Raw genomic sequence first — 18,899 nt, forward strand, 5'->3', positions numbered from 1 at the left:
CAGGATCGGGATCAACCCGGCCACCTCCTCCCCCCGATAGGGACGATTGGAAGCGGAGAGGGAGGAGAGCATGAGGGCGCAGTCGGACGCCGTCCGATCCGGGGCAGGCCGATCCGGAGCAGGGCAGGGCGGCACCCGTGCCCCCACGCCGAATGCCCCGAATCTGGACGCGGCCGGGGCGTTGCTGTCGGTGCGCGACCTGCACGTCCATTTCGTCACCTCGCGCGGGGTGGTGAAGGCGGTGGACGGCGTCAGCTACGACGTGAAGCCGGGCGAGATGGTGGCGATCGTCGGCGAATCCGGCTGCGGCAAGTCGGTCACCTCGCTGACCGTCATGCGGCTGCTCGCCAAGCCCGCCGGCCGCATCGTCGGCGGCAGCATCCAGTTCGACGGGCGCGACCTCGTGACCCTGCCGGAACCGGAGATGCGGGAGCTGCGCGGCCGCGACGTCGCGATGATCTTCCAGGAGCCGATGACCTCGCTCAACCCGGTGCTGCCCATCGGGTTGCAGATCATGGAGCCGTTGTTCGTCCATCTGAAGATGGACAAGGCGACGGCGCGCGCGCGGGCGCGGGAGTTGCTGGAGCTGGTCGGCATCCCCGACGCCGAACGCCGGCTGGACATGCACCCGCACGAGTTCTCCGGCGGCATGCGCCAGCGGGTGATGATCGCCATCGGGCTGGCCTGCAACCCAAAGCTGCTGATCGCCGACGAGCCGACGACCGCGCTCGACGTCACCATCCAGGCGCAGATCCTGGAGCTGATGAAGGATCTGTCGAGCCGGCTGGGCATCGCCATGGTGGTGATCACCCACAACCTCGGCATCGTCGCCCGCTACGCCGACCGGGTGAACGTGATGTACGCCGGCCGCATCGTCGAGCACGGCACGGCGGAGGAGGTGTTCTCGCGCCCCCGCCACCCCTACACGATGGGGCTGCTGCGCGCGGTGCCGCGGCTGGACAAGCCGCGCGACGCCCGGCTCTACACCATCGAGGGCATGCCGCCCAACCTGATGAACCCGCCGACCGGCTGCCGCTTCGCCGAGCGCTGCGAGCACCGCATCGACGCCTGCGTGCAGTACCCGGCCGTCGTCGATGTCGGCCGCGGCCATACGGCGGCCTGCCACCGCGCCGCCGAGTTCGAGGCGGCCGACCGCGGCCATCCCAACCTGCGGCTGGTGCGCAACGACCAGCCGACGCCCCGCCCGCACCACGACGATCCCATCCTGAACGTCGCCGGCCTGTCCAAGCATTTCCACCTCAGCCGCCGCACCGGCCTGTTCGGGCGGGAGAAGGTGGTGGTGAAGGCGGTGGACGACGTGTCCTTCAACGTCCAGCGCGGCGAGACGCTGGGGCTGGTCGGTGAGTCCGGCTGCGGCAAGACCACGCTGGGCCGGCTGATCCTGCGGCTGGAGGACCCCACCAGCGGCAGCATCCAGTTCGACGGCCGCGACCTCGGCAGCGCCACCCCGTCGGAGATGCGGGCGTTGCGCCAGAAGATCCAGGTGATCTTCCAGGACCCCTTCAGCTCCCTCAATCCCCGCATGACCATCGGCCAGATCATCGCCGAGCCGCTGTCGGTCTACCGGCTGGAGCCGAACGCCCGCGCGGTGCGCGATCGGGTGGCGGAGCTGCTGTCGCAGGTCGGCCTCCACCCCTACATGTCCGAGCGTTACCCGCACGAGCTGTCGGGCGGCCAGCGCCAGCGCGTCGGCATCGCCCGCGCGCTCGCCATGAAGCCGTCGCTGATCGTCTGCGACGAGCCGGTCTCGGCGCTCGACGTCTCGATCCAGGGCCAGATCATCAACCTGCTTGAAGATTTGCAAGAGCGGCTGGGGCTGACCTACCTGTTCATCGCCCACGATCTGGCCGTCGTCCGCCACATCTCCCGCCGCGTGGTGGTGATGTATCTGGGCCGGGTGATGGAGATCGCCGACCGCGACGAGCTGTACGCCCACCCCGCCCACCCCTACACCCAGGCGCTGCTCGCCGCCGCCCCGGTGCCGGACGTGGTGGTGGAGCGGGCCCGCGCCAGCCGGCCGCTGCAGGGCGAGCTTCCCAGCCCCCTCAACCCGCCCAGCGGCTGCGTCTTCCGGACCCGTTGCCCCAAGGCGACCAAGGCCTGCGCGGAGGTGGTGCCGCCGCCCGTCGAACTGCGGCCAGGGCATCTGGCGGCCTGCATCCATCTGTGAGGAGGGGAGGGGGGTGCCAACCACTGGTCGCGTCCGGCCCCCACCCGTCAACGAACGACCACCGCGACGCCTCAACCGGCCTGAAGAGCCGGCGTCGCCGAACAGAGGAGGAAACGGAGTTGGGTATCCTGCATCGCACCGGGCGCCTTGCCGCACTCGCCACAACCGGATTGGCCACCACGGCCCTGACCTTGGGCCTGGCAACCGCCGCCGGGGCGGCGGAGACGCCGCGTAGGGGGGGCACGCTGACCTTCGCGGTCACGGCGGAGCCGCCGAACTACGACTGCCACGCCAACACTTCCTTCGCCTTCATCCACCCGGTGGCGCCGCATTATTCGCTGCTGCTGAAGTTCGATCCGGCGAACTACCCGAAGATCACCGGCGATCTGGCGGAGTCCTGGACGGTGTCGGACGATGGGCTGACCTTCACCTTCAAGCTGCACCCCAACGTCAAGTTCCACGACGGCAGCGCGCTGACCGCGCGCGACGTGAAGGCCAGCTACGAGCGCATCATCAACCCGCCCAAGGGCGTGGTCTCCGCCCGTCAGGCCACCTTCGACGCGGTCGCGTCGGTGGAGACGCCGGACCCGCAGACGGTGGTGTTCAAGCTGAAGGGCGCCGACGCGTCCTTCCTCGCCAACCTCGCCTCGCCCTGGAACTGCGTCTACAGCGCCGACAAGCTGGCGGCGGACCCCAAATTCCCCGAGAAGAACGTGATGGGCAGCGGCCCCTTCAAGTTCGGGGAGCATGTCTCCGGCTCGCACTGGACCGGGCAGCGCTTCGACGGCTATTTCCGCCAGGGCGAACCCTATCTGGACGGGTTCCGCGCCGTCTTCATGTCGTCGAGCGCCGTCACCAACGCCTTGCAGGGCGGGCAGGTGCAGGCGGAGTTCCGCGGGCTGGCCCCGGCCGACCGCGACCGGGTGAAGAACGGCGCCGGCGACAAGGTGCAGGTGCACGAGGCGCCGTGGCTGGCCAGCCTGATCCTGGTCTTCAACGCCAAGAAGAAGCCCTTCGACGACCCGCGGGTGCGGCGCGCCCTGTCGCTCGCCATCGACCGCTGGCAGGCGTCGACGGCGCTGGCGAAGATCTCCATCCTCGGGCCGGTCGGCGGCATCCTGCGGCCGGGCTACGAGCTGGCCGCCAGCGAGGCCGAGCTGACCAAGATGCCGGGCTTCGGCAAGGACATCAAGGCGGCCCGCGACGAGGCGATGCTCCTGCTGCGCGAGGCCGGGGTCACCGGGCTGACGGTCAACCTCACCAACCGCAACGTCAACATGCCCTACACCATCGGCGGCGTGTACGTCATCGACCAGCTCCGCCAGATCGGCGTGACGGTGAAGCACGAGCAGTTGGAAACCAAGCTGTGGCAGTCCGCCATGTCCAGCGGCAACTACGACATGGCGATCGACTTCACCGGCGACTTCATGGACGACCCGAGCCTGAACCTGACCAAGTACCTGTCCACCGAGATCTCGCCGGTGAACTACTCCGGCCAGGCGGACCCGCTGCTGGACAAGCTCTATGCCCAGCAGCGCGGCGAGACCGACAAGGCCAAGCGCGCCCAGCTCGTGCGCGAGTTCGAGCGCCGCGCCATGGAGCAGGCCTACGTCGTGCCGATCCTGTGGTGGAACCGCTCGGTCGTGCTGTCCACCGACGTGAAGGGCTGGGAGATGACCCCCAGCCACTACCTGAACCAGGACCTCGCCGACGTCTGGCTGGCGAAGTGATGTGGTCGGCAAGCCCTCTCCCCGCCGGGGAGAGGGCTGGGTGAGGGGGAAACGCCGCCACCGGTTTCCCTCTCGGTCAACAGAGTCTTGTCCGGCCATCCGGCCGTAATGCCCCCTCACCCTGCCCTCTCCCCCGGGGGGAAAGGGTTCAAACCAGGGACCACGCCATGCTGTCCTACATCGCCCATCGTCTCGGCATGATCGTGCCGACGCTGATCGGTGTCGCCGTTCTCTGCTTCTTCATGCTGCGCATCATGCCCGGCGACATCGTGGAGCTGAAGCTGCGCGGCGACGGGGTGGCGGTGACGGAGGAGGTGATCCAGCAGGAGCGCGCGCGCCTCGGCCTCGACAAGCCGCTGGCGTCGCAGTTCGTGGACTGGATGACGGGGCTCGCCACGCTGGATCTCGGCCGCTCGCTGTGGACCGACAAGCCGGTGGTGGAGGAGATCGGAACGCGCGTCTGGGTGTCGCTCCAGGTCGCCTTCATGGCGACGATCATCGCGGTGCTGATCGCCATACCGCTCGGCACCCTCTCCGCCCTCTACAAGGACACCTGGATCGATTATGTGGTGCGGGTGGTCGCCATCGCCGGGCTGGCGGTGCCCAGCTTCTGGCTGGGCATGCTGGTGATCATGGGGCTGCTGCTGCTGTTCCGCTGGCTGCCGCCCATCGAAACCGTGTCCTTCTTCCACGACCCGATCCGCAACCTGTCCATCCTGATCTGGCCGGCGCTGGCCGTCGGCTACCGCTACGCCGCGGTCGCCACCCGCATGATGCGCTCGTCGCTGCTGGAGGTGCTGAAGGAGGACTACATCCGCACCGCCCGCGCCAAGGGCCTGTACGAGCGGCTGATCGTGGTGCGGCACGGGCTGCGCAACGCGCTGCTGCCGGTGATCACGGTCATCGGCGTGGAGTTCGCCTTCCTCATCGGCGGGCTGGTGGTGACCGAGCAGGTCTTCAACATCAACGGCATCGGCAAGCTGTTCGTGCAGGCGGTGGGGCGCGGCGACTTCACCATGGTGCAGGGGCTGGTGATGCTGGTCGCCGTCATCTTCATCCTCGTCAACCTCGCCGTCGATCTCCTCTACGGCGTGCTCGACCCGCGCATCCGGAGCAAGGCATGACCACCGTCACCGGTCCAATCCCCTACCGCATTCCGAAGCGGCGCGGCCCCGTCCTCACCTTCATCGTCCAGCAGCCGCTGGGCGCCATCGGGCTTGTCGCCATCGTCGCCATGGTGCTGGCGTCGGTCTTCGCGGAGGTGGTGGCCCCCTACGACCCGCTGGAGGTCAACTACGCCGCCATCCTGGCGGCACCGTCGGCGGATTACTGGTTCGGCACCGACGCCTTCGGGCGGGACATCCTGTCCCGCGTGATCTACGGCGCGCGCACCGCGCTGGCCGTCGGCGTGCTGTCGTCGCTGATCGGCTGCGTTCTCGGCACGCTGCTGGGCACCGCGTCGGCCTATTTCGGGAGCACCACCGATCTGGTGATCCAGCGCTTCGTCGACATCATGCTGGCCTTTCCCATCGTGGTGCTGGCGCTGGTGGTGGTGGCCGCACTCGGCAAGAACGTGATCGGCGGCATCGACGTGAACCTGATCATCGCCATCTCCATCCCGATCGTGCCGAAGGTGGCGCGGGTGGCGCGCTCCGCCGCGCTGTCGGTGCGGCAGATGCCCTACATCGACGCGGCACGGGCGGCCGGCTTCTCGCACAGCCGCATCGTGATGCGGCACATGATCCCCAACATCATGGCCCCGGTGCTGATCCTGTTCACCGCCTTCATCGCGCAGGCGATCCTGCTGGAGGCGTCGCTGTCCTTCCTGGGGTTGGGCGTCACCGAGCCGACGGCGGCCTGGGGGCTGATGCTGTCCGGCAATTCCGCCGATTTCTACGAGCAGGCGCCGTGGGTGATCATCTTCCCCGGTCTGGCGATCAGCTTCGCCGTCTTCGCCTTCAACCTGTTCGGTGACAGCCTGCGCGACTGGCTCGACCCGAAGCTCAAGATCTGACGAGGGATTGCGCGTGGACGGTGATTTCACCACGGCCCGGCGGGCGTGGAACACGCTGGAGACGAACCATCGCGAGCGGCTGGCGCGGGCATCCGCCATCACCGGCGGCAAGGTGGTGGATGCGGCCGACACGGTGGCGCTGCTGGAGGCGGTGATCGAGCCCGGCGACCGCGTGTGCATCGAGGGCAACAACCAGAAGCACGCGGATTTCCTGGCTAAGTGTCTGTCGCAATGCTCGCCGGAGCGGCTGCACGGGCTGCACATCGTGCAGTCCAATCTGGCGCTGCCGGCGCATCTCGACGTGTTCGAGCGTGGCATCGCCGACCGGCTGGATTTCTGCTACTCCGGCCCGCAGGGGCTGCGGATGGGGCGGCTGGTGGACGAGGGGAAGATCAAACTCGGCGCCATCCACACCTATCTGGAGCTCTACAGCCGCTATTTCTGCGACCTGACACCGCGCGTCAGCTTCATCGCGGCGGAGGCGGCGGACGCCGACGGCAACCTCTACACCGGCGCCAACACCGAGGACACGCCGGCCATCGTGGAGGCGACGGCCTTCAAGTCCGGCATCCTGATCGCCCAGGTCAACCGGCTGGTGGACCGGGTGCCGCGGGTGGACGTGCCGGGCGACTGGGTCAGCTTCGTGGTCCAGGCGCCCAAGCCGCACTACATCGAGCCGATCTTCACCCGCGACCCGGCCGTCATCTCCGAGGTGCAGATCCTCATGGCGATGATGGTGATCCGCGGCATCTACGAGGAGTACGGCATCACCCGGCTGAACCACGGCATCGGCTTCGACACCGCCGCCATCGAGCTGATCCTGCCGACCTACGCCGAGGACCTGGGGCTCAAGGGCAAGATCTGCCAGTACCTGTCGGTCAACCCCTGCCCGACGCTGATCCCCGCCATCGAGTCCGGCTTCATCGAGGGCATCCACTGCGCGGGGTCGGAGCTGGGGATGGAGGCGTACGTCTCCGCACGCTCCGACGTGTTCTTCATCGGGCGGGACGGGACGATGCGCTCCAACCGCATCTTCTGCCAGCTCGCCGGGCATTACGCGGACCTGTTCATCGGCTCGACGCTCCAGATCGACCTGGAGGGCAACAGCTCCACCGCCACGCTCAGCCGCATCACCGGCTTCGGCGGGGCGCCCAACTTCGGTTGCGAATCCCGCGGGCGCCGCCACGCCAGCCCCGGCTGGCTGAAGGCCGGGCGGGAGCAGCCGCGGCCCGGAACCATGCCGCGCGGGCGCAAGCTGGTGGTGCAGATCGTCGAGACGTTCGGCGACGGCATGGCGCCGACCTTCGTGGAGCGGCTGGACGCCTGGACCCTGCAGGAGCGGTTCGGCCTGCCGCTGCCGCCGGTGATGGTCTATGGCGAGGACCTGACCCACATCGTGACCGAGGAGGGCATCGCCAACCTGCTGCTCTGCGAGACCATGGAGGAGCGGGAGCAGGCCATCCGCGGTGTCGCCGGCTACACCCCCGTCGGCCTCGCCCGCGACCGCGCCATGGTGGAGCGGCTGCGCGAGAAGGGGGCCGTGCGCTACCCGGAGGACATGGGCGTCGACCCCAGGCTCGCCACCCGCGACCTGCTGGCCGCCCGCTCCATCCGCGACCTCGTGCGCTGGTCCGGCGGCCTGTACGACCCGCCGGCGCGTTTCCGGAACTGGTGAGATCCCATGGAACATCTTGAGTTCGACATCGCCGGGTGGGCCGGCGTGAACCCCGCGCGGGACCATGTGCTGGTCGGCGTCGTGGGCTCCGGGAACCTGGAGGTGATGATCGAGCGGGCCGAGCTGGCCGGGCGCTGCGCGGTCGCCATCGACACCTCGATCCACGGCTTCGCGCCCACGTGGCGCCGCGTGGTGGAGGATTTCCTGGCCCGGCACCGGCTGGGCGACGTGCGCGTCTCCATCAACGACGGCGGGGCAACGCCCGCGGTGGTGGGGCTGCGGCTCGACCAGGCGGCGGCGGAGTACACCGGGGGCGTACGGTGAGGCCGGCACGGCACAGTTACTATGAGGCGACGGCGCGCCGCCGCCTCGCCGGGCTGCTGGACGAGGGCAGCTTCCGCGAGTACTGCCCGCCGACCATGCGGCTGACCAGCCCGCATCTGCCCGCACTCGGCGTGCCGGTCGCCTTCGACGATGGTGTGGCGGTGGGGGAGGGCAGGGTGCAGGGCCGTCCGGTGCTGGTCGCGGCCCAGGAGGGCGGCTTCATGGGCGGCGCGGTGGGGGAGGTGCACGGCGCCAAGATCACCGGTCTGCTGGAGCGCGCGCTGGACGTACGCCCCGACGGCGTGGTCCTGCTGCTCGACACCGGGGGTGTACGCCTGCACGAGGCGAACGCCGGGCTGATCGCCATGGGGGAGATCCAGCGGGCGGTGCTGGCGGTGCGGCACGCCGGCGTGTCCGTCATCGCCGCCATCGGCGGGCGCAACGGCTGCTACGGCGGCATGTCGATGGTGGCCCGCTCCTGCGACCGGATCGTGATGAGCGAGGAGGGGCGGCTCAGCATCTCCGGCCCCGAGGTGATCGAGACGGTGGAGGGCATCGAGGAGTTCGACAGCCAGGACCGCGCGCTGGTCTGGCGCACCATGGGCGGCAAGCACCGCCGCCTGCTGGGGGAGGCGGACGCGCTGGTGCCCGACGACATCGGCGCCTTCCGCACCGCGATCGCCGGCTTCCTCGACCGGCCGCGCCCGATCACGCTGGACGCGCTGATGGCGGAACAGGCGCGTCTCGCCGCCCGTCTCGAGCGCTTCGCCGGCTGCCGCGACGGGGTGGAGGTGTGGGAACGGCTGGGCGTGGCGGAGCCGAAGCGCGTGCCAGACCTTGGGATCGACGCCTTCAACGCCCTGCTTCCATCGCCTGCGGAGGCCGCGGAATGATCGCGCATCCCACCGACCGGCTGCTCGACGCGCTGTTCGAGCGCCACGACGTCCGTCACGAGGACAACATGGTCATCGCCGGGGAGGGGTGGCTGGACGGGCGCGCGGTCGCCGTCATCGGCACCACCGACCGCGCCTTCATCGGGGTGGAGACGGCGCTGGCGCTCGCCGACCATGTGCTGGCCGTGCTGCGCGACCATCCCGGCCGGCCGATCCTGCTGATCGTCGACAACGGCGGCCAGCGCCTGTCGCGCTGGGACGAGCTGATGGGCAACAACGGCGTCATCGCCCATCTGACCACGTGCCTGGACTTCGCCCGGCGCAACGGGCACCGGGTGGTCGGCGTGGTGCACGGGCTGGCGGTCAGCGGCGGCTTCATGGCGACGGGGATGGCGACGGCCGCCTGCCACGCGTTGCCGGGGGCGGAGCTGCGGGTGATGGTGCCCGACGCCATGGCCCGCATCACCCGCATCCCGCTCGACCGCTTGATGGCGCTGTTCGAGACGCAGCCGGTGCTGGCGCCGGGGGCGGAGAACTTCGTGCGCATCGGCGGCCTGCACGGGGTGTGGGAGGGCGACCCGCGCGAGGGCCTGCGCGCGGCACTGGACGCCACGGACCCCGAGGACGACCCGCGCCGCCGCCTGGGCGCCGAACGCGGCGGGCGGGGCAGGGCGGCTGACGTGGCGGCGCTCGTGCGCGCCGGCGCGGGCGCCTGACCGGCATGAGGCTGCCGCGGCATTGTCTGGTCTGGGCGGCCCCGGAATGGGCGGAGCCGGCCGACCCCCGTGACCGGGCGCTGGTCATGGAATGGCTGGCGCTCGGCCGCCCGGCCATCGTCCGACGCCCGCTGCCGGGCGAGGCCGCGAGCCGTGTTCCGCTCGGGATCCCGCTGCCGCTGGCGCAGGGCCGTCGCCGCGTGGCGCTGTCGGTCCCGCCCGCCGCGCTGCGCCGCACCGAACCACCGCCGCGGCTGGCCGACGCGCTGGGGGCGGCCCCCGACCGCTGGAGCCGGCCCTTGGCGGAGCTGGCCGACGCGCTGCCGGAGGCGCGCGTCTACGGCTCGCTGGCCTGGGAGTGGCTGACGGGGGAGGGGTATCTGCGGCCCGGCTCCGACCTCGACCTGTCGGTGCCGGTGGCGGGGCGGGCGGCGCTCGACCGCGCGCTGGCGGTGCTGGGGGAGCGGGTGGCTTGGGCCGACCCGCGGCTCGACGGCGAGCTGGAGCTGCCCGGCGGCGACGGGGTGGCGTGGCGCGAGCTGCTGACCGACGCCCCGCGCCTGCTGGTGAAGGGCGGCACCGACGCCACGCTGCGCCCGCGCGCGGCGCTGCTCGCCGGGCTGGACGCGGCGCCATGACGGCGCTGGCGCTCGCCGCGCCGGCGGTGGACGGCCCGGCGGTGAACGGCCGGCGGGTGGAGCGGGCGGCGCGGCTGGCGCTGCTGGGCGAACTCGCCTGCTTCCCGAAGCCGGGGCTGGTCAGCTTCGTCGATGCCGGCAGCCACGCGGACATGGACGCCACCAGCTTCCTGCGCAGCGTCATCGGGCTGTCCGGCTATTTCCACGACATGGCGGCGGCGGGTGCGGCGGGTGCCGGCTTCGCCGCGCTGAACCGGATCGGGCGCGTCGCGGAGGTCGCCATGTTCCGCGCGACCGGCGGGGTGAACACCCACCGCGGCGCCGTCTTCGCGCTGGGCCTGCTGGCCGCCGCGGCGGGTGCGGCGGGGGAGGGTGCGGGGCCGGACGAGCTCTGCGCCCTGGTCGCGGAGCGCTGGGGTGCGGCCGTCCTGGCGGCCCGCGGCGACGAGCAAAGCCACGGCGCCGCTGTGCGGAAGCGTTACGGCGCCCCCGGCGCGCGGGAGGAGGCGGCGGCCGGCTTCCCCACCGTCACCCGCCACGCCCTACCGGCCTGGCGCGCCGCCCGCCGGAAGGGCGCCGATCCGGCCACCGCCGCGGTCCAGGCGTTCTTCGCCTCGGTGGCGGCACTGGAGGACACCAACCTGCTGCACCGCGGCGGGGTGGAGGGGCTGGCCCACGCCCGCGCCGCCGCCGCCGGCTTCCTCGACGCGGGCGGCGTGCTCGCCCCCGGCTGGCACGCCCGCGCGCTGGCGGTGCACCGTGGTTTCGTGGCGCGGCGGTTGAGCCCCGGCGGTTCGGCCGACATACTGGCCGCGACGCTGTTCCTGCTGGCGCTGGCGGAGGGTTGAGCGGTGGGCCTGTGTCTCCTCTTCCCCGGCCAGGGCACCCAGCATCCGGCCATGTTCGAGCGGCTGGCCGGCGAGCCGGCGGCGGCCCCGGTGCTGGGAGCGCTGGCCGCCCGGCTCGGCGCCGACCCCATGGCCCTGCCCGAGGAACGGCTGGCGGAAAACCGCAACGCCCAGCTCCTGATGGTCGGGCACGCGCTGGCGCTCGCCGCCGTCCTGCGCGACCATGACCTGGAGCTGGAGCCGGTGGTGCTGGCCGGCTACAGCGTGGGGGAGATCGCGGCGCACGGCTTCGCCGGCGCCTTCGCCCCGGCCGACGCGCTCGCCCTGGCGGAGGAGCGGGCGCGCTGTATGGACGAGGCGGCCGCCGAGCCGCAGGGCATGCTGGGGCTGCGCGGCCTGCCGGTCGCCACCGCGCGGGCGCTGGCGGAGCAGGCGGGGGCCGCCGTCGCCATCGTCAACGGTCCCGATCATGTGGTGACCGGCGGCACGGTCGCGGCGCTCGACCGGCTGGAGGCGCTGGCGGGGCCCGCCGGCGCCCATGTCCGGCGGCTGGCGGTGCGCGTCGCCTCCCACACGCCGCTGATCGCCGCCGCCGGTCCGCGGTTCGCGGCGGTGCTGGAGCGCACACCCTGGCGGCCGCCCGCGGTGCCGGTGCTGTCGGGCATCGACGGCCGGGCGGTCGCCGACCGCGCCGCCCTGCTGCGGCTGCTGCCCGCGCAGCTCCACACGGCCCTGGACTGGGCGCGCTGCCTCGAATCGGCACGGGAATACGGCGCCACCCGCTTCCTGGAGCTCGGTCCCGGCCGATCGCTGACGCGCATGGTCGAGGAAACGGCCCCCGGCCTGCCGGCCCGCGCCTGGGAGGATTTCCGGACACCGGCGGGAGTGGCCGCCTGGGCCGGCCGGGGCCGCTGACACGCGCCGCTTTGGACTCCTGCGTCCATTCGACACTGACCATCGACATACCCGGCGATGCAAGATATGCCGTTCATGGGAATGGCGTCGGCGCCGCGCTGTCCGCACTATCGGGTTCGACACACCGACAGTGGCAGCACCGCCGGCACCGGCGGGACAGGATTGACGGAAACATGATCCACGGCAACGACAAGGGTCGGATCGACACCCTTGCCGGCATGCTTGTTCTCTTCGTGCTCGGCTGCATCGCCTTCGCCTTTGCCATGACGCTGCGCGCGTCCTGGCGGGTGGACGGCATCGCGGCCGAGGAATCGCGCACCGAGCTGCGCAAGGCGCTGGACGACGCGCACACCACCCTTGGCAAGCGGGCCATCGAATACAGCGTCTGGAACGACGCGGTCGATCATCTGGTCCTGAGTTTCGACGCCGACTGGGCGACCGCGAATGTCGGCCCCTACGCCGAGCGTCTCTGGCGGCTCGATCGCAGCGTCGCCGTGGATGGCGCCGACCGTTTGCTCTACGCGTCGGCCGACGGCGCCCTGCTGGCCACCGCCGGCGCCGCGATGGAGGAGGTCGCCGCCCTGCGCCCGGTCTTCGAGGCGGCGCGCGGCAGCGCCGGCACGGCGAGCGGGATCGTCGCCATCGGGCAGGAGCTGTATCTGTTCGGCGCCAGCGTGCTGGACCGCGAGCCGGGCTGGACGGGGCCGCCGCTGCCGGCACCGCTGCCGGTCCAGGTGTTCCTGCGCAGCCTGCGGCACGAGCTGGTCCGCATCGGCGAGGACCGCAACATCGCGCGGCTGCATTTCGACCCCGCCGCGGGCGGCCCTCTGGCATCCGAGACGCCCATCCTGCACGAGCCGCTGACCGACATCAGCGGACGCCCCGTCGGATCCGTGGCGTGGGTGCCGGAGCGGCCGGGCAGCTTGGTGATCGCCGACGCGGCCCCCTACGGCGCCGCCTTCTCGATCGCGCTCGCGGCGCTGCTGCTGCTGTTCCTGCGCGCGTTGCTCCGCCTGCGCCGGCAGGACGCGCTGCACCTCAGCGAGGCGCGGCTGGTCCAGGCCCAGCGCATCGCCCGCCTCGCCCACGCCGTGCACCGGTCGGACGGCCGGCTGGAGGCGTCCGCCCTGCTGGAAACCATGCTGGGCGGTCCGGCGGGAGCGCTGACGCGGCTGTCCGACTATCTCGGGCATGTTCCCGAGGACCGCCGGGCGGAGCTGGAGGAGGCCTACCGTGCGGCGTGGGAGCGGCGGGAGCGCTTCGATCTGGAATACCCGCTGCGGTGCGCCGACAACGAGAGCCTGCATGTCCGCGAACTGGGCGAGCCGGTGACGGACGGCAGCGGCCGCGTGCAGGGGATCATCACCGTCATCCAGGACATCACCGACCGCCGCCGGGCGGAGGAGCTGATCCGCTATCAGGCGCGCTTCGATCCGCTGACCAACCTGCCCAACCGCACGATGTTCTTCGAGCGGTTGCAGCAGGAGATCCGCCGCGCCCAGCGCGAGGGCGTGCGCGCGGCGCTGCTGTTCATCGATCTCGACCGCTTCAAATGGGTCAACGACACGCTGGGCCACGGCACCGGCGACCTGCTGCTGCGCGAGGCGGCGGCGCGGCTGCAGGCCTGCGTGCGCGAGACGGACACGGTGGCGCGGCTGGGCGGCGACGAGTTCACGGTCATCCTGTCCGCCATCCGCAGCGAGGCGGAGGTGGACCGCATCGTGCGCCGCATCCTCGCCACCCTCGAGGAGCCCTTCCAGGCCGACGGGCGCACGCTGCACATCTCCGCCAGCATCGGCATCACCTTCGCCCCCGACCAGGGCACCGACCCGCAGGTGCTGCTGAAGAACGCCGACGTCGCCATGTACCAGGCCAAGCAGCGGCGGGCGGAGCACTGGATCCGCTACAGCCGCGACATGGACGCCGACGCGCTGGAGCGGCTGACCCTGGAGGGCGACCTGCGCAAGGCGCTGCGGAGCGGCGCCGAGCTGGAGCTGCTGATGCAGCCGATCGTCGCCATGGACAGCGGCCGGATGACGGGGGCGGAGGCGCTGCTGCGCTGGCACCACCCCGAACGGGGGACGCTGCCGCCCGAGGAGTTCGTCCCGATGGCGGAGACCAGCGGCCTGATCATCCCGCTCGGCAACTGGGTGCTGGCGTCGGCCGGCCGGCAGCTCGCCGAATGGCGGGCGCAGGGGCTGGACGACCTGCGGCTGGCGGTCAACGTCTCGGCCGTGCAGATCATGCACCCCGAATTCGAACGCACGGTGCGCGGCGTGATCGAGGCGAACGGCGTGGCCCCCGACCGGCTGGTGCTGGAGCTGACGGAAAGCGTCATGCTGGACAGCAGCGGCCATACGCTGGAGCGGATGCGGTCGCTGCACGCGCTGGGCGTCCGCTTCGCGCTGGACGATTTCGGCACCGGCTACGCGTCGCTCAACGGGCTGAAGCAGCTGCCGGTCTCGATCGTGAAGATCGACCGCAGCTTCGTGCACAGCATGGAGGAGAACGCCGCCGACCGCGAGGTGATCGGCGCCGTCGTCCGGCTCGCCGCCGCGCTGGACATCGCCACCGTGGCCGAAGGGGTGGAGACGCCGGAGCAGTACAGCCTGATCCGTGCCACCGGCTGCGCCTTCGCCCAGGGGTTCCACATCGATCCGCCCATGCCGGCGGCGCGCTTCACCCGCATGGCCGCCGGCCGGGACGCACCGGCCGCCGTGGTGAATGGCTGAACGGTCCCCGCAAGGGTGCCCCGCCGAAGCCGCGGGTCACCGGCGGCGCCGGTGCCGGTAGGATGCGGCCGCCGCCGGACCCGCCGCCGCGGCGCCGGACGACCAGACCACGGGAAACGCCGCCATGGACCGCGCCACGCCCCCCGACGCCGCGGCCGGGCAAGCGCCGCTGAGCGCGTCCCTCCTGGCGCAGGTGTGGCTGCCCTTCGCGCTGGGCAACGCGGTCTCCTACCTCTACCGCACCATCAACGCCAGCATCGCCCCCTACCTGTCCGCCGACCTCGGGCTGACGGCGGCGGAGCTGGGATTCCTCACCAGCACCTATTTCCTGGGCTTCGCGCTGACCCAGCTTCCGGCCGGCGTGCTGCTCGACCGCTTCGGGCCGCGGCTGGTGCAGGCGGGGCTGCTGATGGTGGCGGTGGGCGGGGCCGTGCTGTTCGCCCTGGCCGAGGGCTGGACCGGGGTGGTCGCCGGGCGCTTCCTGATCGGGGCCGGGGTCAGCGTGTCGCTGATGGCGGGCTTCAAGGCGGCGGTGGACTGGTTCCCGCCGAACCGGCTGGCCCTGCTGAACGCGCTGACCTTCGCGGCCGGGGGCTTGGGCAACATCGCGGCCACGGTGCCGGCGCTGGCCTTCGTGGCGGCCCATGGCTGGCGCACCGCGCATCTGGGGATGGCCGCGTTGACGGTGGCGGTCGCCGCCATCGTGTGGTTCACCGTGCCGGAGCGGGCGGTGCTGCGGCAGGCGGAGAACCCGGGTGCCGAGGCTTGGCGCGGCGTGGCGGCGGTGTTCCGCAGCGCGGCCTTCTGGCGCTTCGCCCCGCACTCGATCCTCGTCCATGGCGGCGGCTTCGTCGCGGTGCAGGGGCTGTGGCTCGGCCCCTGGCTGCACGACGTCTTGCGGCTCGATCCCGCCGGGGTCACCGGGCATCTGCTGGTGGGGGCGGTGGCGGTGGTCGGCGGCTATCTGCTGATGGGCACGCTGGCGGGGCGGGCGGAGCGGCTGGGCATCGACGGGCGCGCCCTGGCGGCGCTGGTCAGCGCCGCCTTCATGGCGGTGGAGACGGCCATGGCCTTCGCCGGCCCCGGCTTCGCCCTGGCCGCCCTGCTGCTCTACGGGCTGACGGCGCCGAACGGCACGCTGCACTACGCCACCCTGTCCCGGCTGTTTCCCAGGGAAATGGCCGGGCGGGTGAACACCGCGCTCAACCTCGCGGTGTTCACCGGTGCCTTCCTGATGCAGTGGCTTCTGGGGGTGCTGATCGATCTGTGGCCCCGCGACGCGCTGGGCCATTATCCCGCGGAGGCCTACCGGGCGATGTTCCTCACCCTCGTCGCCCTCCAGCTCCCCGCCACGGTGTGGCTGGCGCTGGGGCGGCGGGGGTGAGCGGCCCGCCTCACGCCCCCACCCCGAAGGTGAACAGCAGCACCAGCCCCCCGACCAGCGACGCCGCCCCGGTCAGCGGATGGCTGGCGCCGCCGATGGTGGCGTGGCTGACCAGCACGGTGCCGGCCATCACCTTGACCGCCGCCAGCACCGCCAGCAGCGGCGTGGTGCCGAGCAGCAGCAGGGCGGGGTTGGCGACCATCGCCAGCGGGATGATGTAGAGGCCGATGCCGATGCGCATGGCGTGGGCGGCCACCGTCAGCCACGGCGCCCCGGCGATGCCGGCGGCGACGAAGACGGTGCCGCAGACCGGCGGGGTGATGGTGCAGAGCAGCGCGTACCAGAACACGAACATGTGCCCGTGCAGCTCCGGCAGGCCGAGCTGGGTCAGCGCCGGCCCGGCCACCGCGATGCAGATCAGGTAGGCGGCGGTCGTCGGCAGCTCCATCCCCAGCACCAGGCACGCCGTGGCGGTCAGCAGCAGCGCCACCCACAGCCGGTCGCCCGACAGGCTGACGATGAGCGAGGTGATCTTGACCCCCAGCCCGGTGGCGTTGAACACGCCGACGATGATGCCGGCGCAGATCAGGATGGCGGCGATGAAAGCGATCTGCCGCGCGGCGTCGATCAGCCCCGCCTGCGCCCGCACCCACCAGCGCCGCACCGAGTGGCCGAGGCTGGCGTCCAGGCCCAGCGCCGCGATGGTGACCGCCGTCGCCGCCAGCGCCGACCAGGCCGGGGAATGGTCGAGCACCATCATGGTGATGATCAGCACCACCAGCGGCGCCAGGAAGAAGGGGGCGGCGCGCGCCACCGCGGCCCAGCCCGGCAACTCCGACGCCGGGATGCCGGCGAGGTCGTAGCGCCGCGCGAAGAAATGGATGCCGGTCCAGGCCGCCGCGAAGAACAGGACCGCCGGCAGCACGGCGGCCACCGCGATGTCGGTGTAGGGGACGCGCAGCAGCTCGGCCATGATGAAGGCGCCCGCCCCCATCACCGGCGGCATGATCTGCCCGCCGGTGGAGGCCACCGCCTCCGTCGCCGCGGCGAAGGCGGGCGGGTAGCCCATGCGCTTCATCGCCGGGATGGTGATGGTGCCGACCGAGGCCACGTTGGCCGACGCCGAGCCGGAGATGGTGCCGTAGAGCGCCGAGCCCAGCACCGCCACCTTGGCCGCCCCCGCCTGGAAGCGGCCGGCGAGCTGCGTCGCCACCGCCATGAAGCCGGTCCCCGCCTCGCCCGCCGAGACGAAGGCGCCGAGGATCATGAAGGGAACGATCAGGTCGATGGAGGTGCCGGTGAGCATCCCCCACAGCCCGGCTTCCGCCAGCACGAGGTTGCCGAGGAAGTAATCCACCGGCATGCCGCCATGCCCCAGCGACCCCGGCAGGAGGTCGCCGAACAGCCCGTAGGCGAGCACCAGAAGCGCCACCACCGGCAGCACCGGCTGCACCGCGCGCCGCGCCATTTCCAGCACCACCAGGATCAGCACGGCGGAAAGGCCGTACTGGAACAGGCTGCCGTCCAGCGACCCGTACTGGTCGACGATGGCCGACCGGTTCAGCATGATGTAGAGGCAGCCGGCCATGCCGAGCCCGCAAGCCACCCAGCCCCCGACCTTCGAGGCCGCCCCGCGCGGGGCGGCGAACAGGAAGATCCAGGGCAGCGACACCAGCAGATGCAGCGGCCGGCTGATCAGGTTCGGCACCAGGCCGGAGACGATCAGCCAGACATGCGCCCCCACCGTGACGGCGGCGGCCAGGACGAGCCCGGCGTGGCGGAGCGCGGCACGCTCGGGCAGGGAGGCCCCGCCGGCCGTGGCTTCGGTCATACGTTGCTTCCGCTCACTGCAGCGCCGCGTCGATGGCGACGCCGGCTTCCTTGTAGTAGCGCAGCGCGCCGGGGTGCAGCTTGGTGCCCATCAGGTTGACCTGGGTCGGCTCGATGCCCTTCCACCACGGGTTCTTGTCGGCCATCGCCGCCCGCTTGGTCCAGAAGGTCTTGGTGATGGTGTAGGCGGTCTCCTCGTCCATGGCGTCGGTGGTGAAGCCGCCGACCGGCACGCCCACCGTCTGCACGTCGGTGTCCACACCCTTGTAGGTGCCCTTGGCGATGGTCACCGGGCCCGACGCCGGGTCGAGCGACAGCACGGTCTTCAACTGGTCGGGCGTCAGCGGCAGGATGCGGATCGGGGTGCCGGTCGCCAGCTCGGTGATGCCGGGGGTGGGGTGGGACGAGCAACTCGTGTAGCCCACGACCTTGCGGTTGCGCACCGCGTTGTCGGCCGAGGCCAGCTCGACATCGACCATGTTCACCTTGTCGGCGAGGTTGAGGGCGGAGAGGATGGCCTTGGTGCGCCCCTCGCAGAAGGTGCCCTTGCCGCCGCCGATGAAATCCTTGCCGGCGAGCTGGGCGAGGTCGGTGATGCCGCTGTCCTCGCGCACCACGAAATGCACGGTCACGAAGGGCATGACGAACAGCGTCCGCACGCGGTCGTAGCCCTTCTCCCCTTCGAACGGCTTCTTGCCCTCGCGCGCGGCGGCCAGCAGGTTCGGCGGGGTGGTGAAGATGAAGTTGCCGGGGCGGCGCGCCGATTCCTTGACGTTCTGGACGGAGCCCTGGCTCTCCTCGATGGTCGCCTGGATGGTGCCGCCCGACGCCTCCTTCAGCGCCTCGCCGATCTGCACGACCATGACGTAGTAGGACGACGACGAGGTGGCCGACTTCAGCGTCACCCGCGTCTGGGCGAGCGCCGGACCGGCGGCGGCCAGGGTGAAGGCGGCGAGCGCCGCGGCGACGAGGCGTGACGACATGGGGTTCCCTCCCGTTCTGCGGCACC

Annotated in this window: 15 protein-coding genes; 13 read left to right on the plus strand and 2 right to left on the minus strand. The window is 71.6% G+C overall.

Annotated features, from left to right (window positions below):
• Nucleotides 1-70: 70 nt before the first annotated feature.
• From HL658_RS36965 to HL658_RS08310, 13 genes are all read left to right on the plus strand, one after another.
• Nucleotides 71-2,191 (plus strand): ABC transporter ATP-binding protein, encoded by a 2,121-nt coding sequence (locus HL658_RS36965; protein WP_180281470.1) that lies wholly within the window; start codon nucleotides 71-73, stop codon nucleotides 2,189-2,191.
• Between the two features lie 119 nt (nucleotides 2,192-2,310).
• Nucleotides 2,311-3,921 (plus strand): ABC transporter substrate-binding protein, encoded by a 1,611-nt coding sequence (locus HL658_RS08255; RefSeq protein WP_211109684.1) that lies wholly within the window; start codon nucleotides 2,311-2,313, stop codon nucleotides 3,919-3,921.
• 167 nt (nucleotides 3,922-4,088) lie between these two features.
• Nucleotides 4,089-5,045, plus strand: coding sequence for an ABC transporter permease (locus tag HL658_RS08260; protein ID WP_180281471.1), 957 nt, complete (start codon nucleotides 4,089-4,091; stop codon nucleotides 5,043-5,045).
• Nucleotides 5,042-5,935 carry an ABC transporter permease gene (locus tag HL658_RS08265; RefSeq protein WP_180281472.1) on the plus strand — a complete coding sequence of 298 codons (894 nt, stop codon included), beginning with the start codon at nucleotides 5,042-5,044 and terminating at the stop codon, nucleotides 5,933-5,935. Before HL658_RS08260 ends, HL658_RS08265 begins: the two co-directional genes overlap by 4 nt.
• A gap of 13 nt (nucleotides 5,936-5,948) precedes the next feature.
• A complete protein-coding gene (gene mdcA, locus HL658_RS08270) occupies nucleotides 5,949-7,610 on the plus strand; it encodes a malonate decarboxylase subunit alpha (protein ID WP_180281473.1) in 1,662 nt (553 codons plus the stop codon).
• 6 nt (nucleotides 7,611-7,616) lie between these two features.
• Entirely contained in the window at nucleotides 7,617-7,934 is a 318-nt protein-coding gene (mdcC, locus tag HL658_RS08275; RefSeq protein WP_180281474.1) for a malonate decarboxylase acyl carrier protein, read from the plus strand.
• A complete protein-coding gene (locus HL658_RS08280; protein ID WP_180281475.1) occupies nucleotides 7,931-8,827 on the plus strand; it encodes a biotin-independent malonate decarboxylase subunit beta in 897 nt (298 codons plus the stop codon). Before mdcC ends, HL658_RS08280 begins: the two co-directional genes overlap by 4 nt.
• Nucleotides 8,824-9,543, plus strand: coding sequence for a biotin-independent malonate decarboxylase subunit gamma (locus HL658_RS08285; RefSeq protein ID WP_180281476.1), 720 nt, complete (start codon nucleotides 8,824-8,826; stop codon nucleotides 9,541-9,543). The genes HL658_RS08280 and HL658_RS08285 overlap by 4 nt, the downstream gene beginning before the upstream one ends.
• A gap of 5 nt (nucleotides 9,544-9,548) precedes the next feature.
• Entirely contained in the window at nucleotides 9,549-10,181 is a 633-nt protein-coding gene (gene mdcG / locus HL658_RS08290) for a malonate decarboxylase holo-[acyl-carrier-protein] synthase (protein WP_180281477.1), read from the plus strand.
• The gene (gene mdcB, locus HL658_RS08295; protein ID WP_180281478.1) at nucleotides 10,178-11,029 is read left to right on the plus strand and encodes a triphosphoribosyl-dephospho-CoA synthase MdcB; all 852 of its coding nucleotides are present in this window, start codon (nucleotides 10,178-10,180) and stop codon (nucleotides 11,027-11,029) included. The genes mdcG and mdcB overlap by 4 nt, the downstream gene beginning before the upstream one ends.
• A 3-nt stretch (nucleotides 11,030-11,032) precedes the next feature.
• Nucleotides 11,033-11,944 carry an acyltransferase domain-containing protein gene (locus tag HL658_RS08300; RefSeq protein WP_180281479.1) on the plus strand — a complete coding sequence of 304 codons (912 nt, stop codon included), beginning with the start codon at nucleotides 11,033-11,035 and terminating at the stop codon, nucleotides 11,942-11,944.
• A gap of 173 nt (nucleotides 11,945-12,117) precedes the next feature.
• Nucleotides 12,118-14,676: a bifunctional diguanylate cyclase/phosphodiesterase gene (locus HL658_RS08305; RefSeq protein WP_180281480.1), complete on the plus strand. Its 2,559-nt coding sequence runs from the start codon at nucleotides 12,118-12,120 to the stop codon at nucleotides 14,674-14,676.
• A 124-nt stretch (nucleotides 14,677-14,800) separates the two neighbouring features.
• Nucleotides 14,801-16,060: an MFS transporter gene (locus tag HL658_RS08310; protein ID WP_180281481.1), complete on the plus strand. Its 1,260-nt coding sequence runs from the start codon at nucleotides 14,801-14,803 to the stop codon at nucleotides 16,058-16,060.
• Nucleotides 16,061-16,070: 10 nt separating this feature from the next.
• On the opposite strand, the gene HL658_RS08315 is transcribed toward HL658_RS08310, so the two are convergent.
• Nucleotides 16,071-17,891, minus strand: a complete 1,821-nt coding sequence (locus HL658_RS08315; RefSeq protein ID WP_180281482.1) for a TRAP transporter permease — start codon at nucleotides 17,889-17,891, stop codon at nucleotides 16,071-16,073.
• A 13-nt stretch (nucleotides 17,892-17,904) separates the two neighbouring features.
• Entirely contained in the window at nucleotides 17,905-18,873 is a 969-nt protein-coding gene (locus tag HL658_RS08320) for a TAXI family TRAP transporter solute-binding subunit (RefSeq protein ID WP_180281483.1), read from the minus strand.
• Nucleotides 18,874-18,899: the final 26 nt, after the last annotated feature.

It is taken from the genome of Azospirillum oleiclasticum, assembly GCF_013423485.1.
Lineage (GTDB): Bacteria > Pseudomonadota > Alphaproteobacteria > Azospirillales > Azospirillaceae > Azospirillum > Azospirillum oleiclasticum.